Genomic DNA, 5,560 nt, shown 5'->3' on the forward strand with positions numbered 1-5,560 from the left:
GGGCCTGGTGCTGGGGTTCGTGGGGCTCTTCTTCATTTTCGACCCGTTTTACCTCATGCACCCCGATAATGCGGTGCGCACTTATCCCTTATGGCCGGTAGCCGTGCTCACGGCCGGTTCCATCTCCTGGGCGCTGGGCTCGCTCCTGAGCCCCCGGCTGGAGACGCCGCCGCAGCTCACTTCTTCGGCCATCCAGATGCTATCGGGCATATTGGTGACCGCGCTGCTGAGCGTGTTGCTGGAACAGGACCAATGGTATAAAATAGGGGAGATGACCACCCGCACCTGGCTGGCCATCGGTTACCTCGTGGTATTCGGCTCACTGGTGGGCTATACGGCTTTTAGCTGGCTGGTCAACAACGCCCCGCCGCAGGTTTCGGCGACCTATGCTTATGTAAACCCCGTGGTGGCGGTGATCCTGGGCTGGGTATTCCTTAAAGAAACCCTCGCCCCGCATGCCATCCTGGGTTCGGCGGTCGTGATCGCGGGGGTAGTATTGATGACTTTAAAAAAGAAGTGATTTATTTGGCCAGCTCCACTTCGAACCGGATCACGTCCGCATGGTCGAGGAGCGCGTCGTTCACCGCTTTGAGATGGGCGGAAGTGCCCGTCAGCTCGTATTTGCCTTCATATATGATCCGGCCGGCGTCGTCGGTGGATTTGGTGGTGGCGATGCTGAGAGATTTGAGGTGGTGGGAGCGGAACAGCGCGTCGAGCGCTTCGGGACTGAGTTTCCTTTCCCAATACTGGATCGCGCAATATTTCCTTTCCCTTTTCTTCATGATGATGCGCTCGAAGTAAGAGAAGCCCCAGAGCGTAAACAGCGTAAAAAAGACAGCAAACGCCGCCAGGTCGTACTTCCCCACGCCAATGGCCATCCCGATGGCGGCGGAGATCCAGATCACCGCGGCCGTCGTGATCCCGTCTATGGTAAATCCGCCCCTGAATATCACGCCCGCGCCGATGAAGCCGACGCCGGTGAGGATATTGGAGGCGATACGGTCGCCCGACACCATGCCCCCGAAGTGGATGCTGAGGATGGAAAACAGCGCCGAGCTCATGCAGATGAGGGTGATGGTGCGGACCCCGGCGGCTTTCCGCTGGATTTCCCTTTCCAGCCCCAGCAGGAAGCCGGCGAGCATGGCTACGGCCAGTTTGATGATCATTGCGTATTCAATATGAAATCCTGTCATTTTCAGCAAGTTTTGGGAACGGGGAGGTGGTTGACGGCCATGAGCCGGTCGAGCCGGAGCTCCCTGCCTGCCTCCGTCAGCAAAAATTCTGCCTTATTCCGAACATAGAGGTCGCGGATAACGGCCGTTTCGGTCCGGGGCTGGCCATCGTCGCCCAGGAACTCCAGCAGCACGGGTTCCCGGAGGGTGGCCCAGGCTTCCAGGCGGTCGTAATAGTTGCAGTCGATCGGTTGATAGGGGGTATTTTGGCTGTCCATAAAAAATGCTTTGATTTTTTAATCCCGGCTGGCCTATTTTTGCAGCACTTTCAAACAGGTAATCTATTAAATTATTCCGGAATGTCAGAATCCGCATTTAAGTTTCCGAACCAGACGGCCTTCTACAAAGGTAAGGTACGGGACGTGTATACCATCGAAGACAAATGGATGGTGATGTTTGTGAGCGACCGTATCTCGGCGTTCGACGTGGTGCTTCCCCGCCCGATCCCTTACAAGGGGCAGGTGCTGAACCAGATCGCGGCCATTATGCTCGACGCCACGAAAGACATCGTTCCCAACTGGGTGAAATCGGTCCCCCTGCCCAGCGCTACCGTGGGCCTCAAGTGCGAGACCTTCCCCGTGGAGATGGTCGTGCGCGGCAACCTTACCGGTCATGCCTGGCGTACTTACAAAAGCGGCAAACGCGAGCTCTGCGGCGTAACGCTGCCCGAAGGGCTGAAGGAGAACGATTTCTTCGCATCTCCCATTATCACCCCCTCCACCAAAGCCCATGAAGGCCACGACGAAGACATTTCCCGCGAGGAGATCATCGCACGGGGCCTGGTGAGCCAGGAAGATTACGAGAAACTGGAGCAATACACGCTCGCCCTGTTTCAACGCGGCCGCGAACTGGCCGCCAAACGCGGTCTCATCCTGGTAGACACCAAATATGAATTCGGCAAAATCGGCGATACGATCTACCTGATCGACGAAATCCATACCCCGGACTCTTCCCGCTACTTCTATTCAGAAGGCTACGAAGAGAAGCAGAAAGCCGGCGAGCAGCAAAAGCAGCTCAGCAAGGAATTTGTGCGGGAGTGGCTGATGGCAAACGGTTTCCAGGGCAAAGAAGGCCAGCAGGTGCCGGAAATGACCGACGAATTCGTTAACAGCGTAACCGGCCGTTACATCGAGCTGTTCGAAAACATCACCGGCCAGCCATTCAGGAAAGAAGACGTCAGCAAGGAAGACCAGGAGAAGATCATTCTCGACACGCTTTCCAAACTGGGTTAATACGAAAAGGAGCAACTTGCGTTGCTCCTTTTTCTTTTTATCCGCCCCAAACAGCCTGCAGGTGGGCGATCGGTGCGGCAGCGGCAAAATCGCCCGCAATTGCTACATTTGTATAGCTTTATGAAACACCTCGCAGCTTTAAACAAATACTTCGTCAAGTATAAATGGCGCTTCCTGCTCGGGATGCTCTTCACGTCGGTTTCCATCGTATTCAGCGTATTCCAGCCCATTTTGGTCCGCCAGATCTTCGATCTGCTGGAGCAGAACCTGAAAAGTTACCGCATGCTGAGCGACACGAGCCTGAAAGACGCCTTCCGCTCCGTTTTCAGCCAGACGCTTATGTTCTATGGCCTGTCCATCCTCGGCCTGGCATTGCTGAGCGGCTTCTTCATGTACCTGCAGCGGCAAACGCTCATCGTCATGAGCCGGCATATCGAATACGACCTGAAAAACGAGATCTACCAGCAATACCAGCGCATGGATCTCCAGTTCTTCAAGCTCAACCGCACGGGCGACCTCATGAGCCGGATCACTGAAGACGTAAGCAGGGTCCGCATGTACGTGGGGCCAGCGCTGATGTACGCCACGCGCACGCTCATCATGATGGTGATGATCATCTGGCTCATGTGGGCCGTCAACCCCATGCTGACGCTTTATACCCTCAGTCCGCTGCCCATACTGGCCATCACGATCTACTTCGTCAACCGTATCATCCATAAAAAAAGCGAGCGCATCCAGGCGCAGTTGTCCAACATCACGTCGGTGGCCCAGGAGAACTATTCCGGCATCCGGGTGATCAAGTCGTATGTGCAGGAAAGCGCTTCTGCGCAGCATTTCGAGGAAGCCAGCGAAGCCTACAAGCAAAGCAGCATCAGCCTCGCCAAAACCGACGCCCTGTATCAGCCGGCCATGGCGCTGATGATCGGGCTGAGCGTGATCCTGACCATTTTCATCGGCGGCATGCAGGTAATCAAGGGGAATATTACGGTGGGGAACCTGGCGGAGTTCGTGTTGTACGTGAACATGCTCACTTTCCCGTTTTTCAGCATCGGCTGGGTGGCTTCTATGATCCAGCGGGCCGCGGCTTCGCAGCAGCGGATCAACGAATTCCTGCTGCTGGAGCCGCAGATTAAAGATGCGCCGGCGGCGGAAGGAGATGTGACGTTGAAAGGCGAGATCCGCTTTTCCGGTGTGAATTTCACGTATCCGCATACGGGGATTACGGCGTTGAAGGATTTCAACCTGCACATCCGGCCGGGGGAGAAGATCGCGGTGATCGGCCGTACGGGTTCGGGCAAAACGACCATGGCGCAACTGTTGCTGCGGATGTACGATCCGCAGGAAGGGGCGATTATGGTGGACGGGCACGACGTCCGCCAGCTGACGCTGCACAACCTCCGCGACCAAATCTCCCACGTACCACAGGACGTGTTCCTGTTTTCCGATACCATCGCGGGGAATATCCGTTTCGGCGAGCCCGGCGCCAACGATGCGGCGGTACAGCAGGCGGCCCGCCAGGCTTCCGTGGAGAAGGATATCCTCGGTTTCCCGGAGGGTTTCCAGACGGTAGTGGGGGAGCGGGGCGTAACGCTCAGCGGCGGCCAGAAACAGCGGGTTTCGATCGCCAGGGCGCTGATCCGCCAGCCCAACATCCTGCTGTTCGACGATTGCCTGTCGGCCGTAGACGCGCGCACCGAAAAGGAGATCATCGGGAACCTGTATGCATACCTGAAAGACAAGACCGCTATCATCATCACGCACCGCATTTTTTCGCTGTTCACTTTTGATAAAATCATCGTACTGGATGAAGGAAGGATCGCGGAATCGGGTACGCATGAAGAATTGATGGCGAAAAACGGCTATTACGCGGAGCTGTACGCGCGCCAGCAGACAGGAGAAGAAGAGCGTGTAAGTGAGTAGTTTTCACATAGTTGTAAACTGCTGTAATGCCCTCCTGCGCGGAATATAAGATGATTTTTGAAAATCATTTAAAAATATTTTGATATTTGTAAAACAATAGTATATTTGTTGATTATTGATCACTCAAACAGGATTTGATTCGTTAACACTTAAATCTATCAACTGTGGCGTACGAAAACAACAATCAACAGGAAAGAAACAATGACAGCATCTTTTCCAAGCGATTGAAAGCGGGCAAAAGGAGAACTTATTTCTTTGATGTAAAAACGACTCGTGGCAACGATTACTTTCTCACTATCACGGAAAGTAAAAAACGTTTCAACGACAACGGTTACGACAGGCATAAAGTATTCCTGTACAAAGAAGACTTCAACAAGTTCCTCAATGCCCTGACGGAAACCATCAACTACGTAAAAACCGAGTTGATGCCCGACTTCGATTTTGATGCATATAACCACGACTACTCCGACGCTCGTGAAGACGAACAGGACAGCGACGCAAACGAAGCAGTAGCCGCTGTTCGTTCCGAAGTAGCCGCAGCAGCTGCAGAAGCAGCCGAAGCGCCTGCTCCTTCTTCCGAAGATGTAGACAAATGGTAGTTTCTTTTTCTTTTCTCCCTGTCAACGATAAAGAATTTAAAAACCTCCGCAGTGCGGAGGTTTTTTTATGTCCCGCAACCACCGATCCCCCGCGTTTTCCGCACAAAAAGAAAGGCCGCCGGCAATGATACCGGCGGCCTGTCGAAAGACGTTAAAAACGTGCTATTTGCGCATTTCCTTAAAAGCATTGATGAGCCCGTTGGTAGAAGCGTCGTGTGTAGCAATTTCCTCGTTTCCGCCCAGTTCGGGGAGGATGCGGTTGGCCAGTTGCTTGCCCAGTTCCACGCCCCACTGATCGAACGAATAGATGTTCCAGATCACGCCCTGCACGAAGATTTTGTGCTCGTACAGCGCTGTGAGCATCCCCAGCGTGCGGGGGGTGATCTTTTTCACGAGGATTGAATTCGTTGGCCGGTTGCCCGTGAATACCTTGAAAGGCACCAGTGCCTCGGGCGTGCCTTCCGCGCGTACTTCCTCCGCGGTTTTTCCGTTCATGAGCGCCTCCGTTTGCGCGAAGAAGTTAGACAACAGTTTATTGTGGTGATCGCCTACGGGATTGTGGCTGATGGCCGGTGCG

General features: G+C 54.3%; 6 protein-coding genes and 1 pseudogene. 4 read left to right on the forward strand and 3 right to left on the reverse strand.

Annotation, left to right across the window (positions count from 1 at the left end; all coding sequences use genetic code 11):
- The coding region (locus Q0510_RS00375; protein WP_298707211.1) for an EamA family transporter at positions 1 to 520 on the forward strand (520 nt) is incomplete at its 5' end.
- Between the two features lies 1 nt (position 521).
- Here Q0510_RS00375 and Q0510_RS00380 read toward each other — a convergent pair.
- Positions 522 to 1,193, reverse strand: coding sequence for an MgtC/SapB family protein (locus tag Q0510_RS00380; RefSeq protein WP_298707213.1), 672 nt, complete (start codon positions 1,191 to 1,193; stop codon positions 522 to 524).
- A 2-nt stretch (positions 1,194 to 1,195) separates the two neighbouring features.
- Complete coding sequence (locus tag Q0510_RS00385; protein ID WP_298707215.1) at positions 1,196 to 1,450, reverse strand: hypothetical protein; 255 nt, start codon at positions 1,448 to 1,450, stop codon at positions 1,196 to 1,198.
- An 81-nt stretch (positions 1,451 to 1,531) separates the two neighbouring features.
- Between Q0510_RS00385 and Q0510_RS00390 the strand changes: the two genes are divergently transcribed.
- The 3 genes from Q0510_RS00390 to Q0510_RS00400 all read left to right on the forward strand — a co-directional run bounded on the left by Q0510_RS00390 (position 1,532) and on the right by Q0510_RS00400 (position 4,983).
- Positions 1,532 to 2,464: a phosphoribosylaminoimidazolesuccinocarboxamide synthase gene (locus Q0510_RS00390; RefSeq protein ID WP_298707217.1), complete on the forward strand. Its 933-nt coding sequence runs from the start codon at positions 1,532 to 1,534 to the stop codon at positions 2,462 to 2,464.
- A gap of 120 nt (positions 2,465 to 2,584) precedes the next feature.
- Positions 2,585 to 4,384 (forward strand): ABC transporter ATP-binding protein, encoded by a 1,800-nt coding sequence (locus tag Q0510_RS00395; RefSeq protein WP_298707219.1) that lies wholly within the window; start codon positions 2,585 to 2,587, stop codon positions 4,382 to 4,384.
- A gap of 164 nt (positions 4,385 to 4,548) precedes the next feature.
- Positions 4,549 to 4,983: a DUF3276 family protein gene (locus Q0510_RS00400; protein ID WP_298707221.1), complete on the forward strand. Its 435-nt coding sequence runs from the start codon at positions 4,549 to 4,551 to the stop codon at positions 4,981 to 4,983.
- 162 nt (positions 4,984 to 5,145) lie between these two features.
- Here Q0510_RS00400 and pgi read toward each other — a convergent pair.
- Positions 5,146 to 5,560 (reverse strand): annotated as a pseudogene (pgi, locus tag Q0510_RS00405) (glucose-6-phosphate isomerase); the annotation flags it as partial.

The sequence above is a fragment of the uncultured Chitinophaga sp. genome (assembly GCF_937874145.1).
Taxonomy (GTDB): Bacteria; Bacteroidota; Bacteroidia; order Chitinophagales; family Chitinophagaceae; genus Chitinophaga.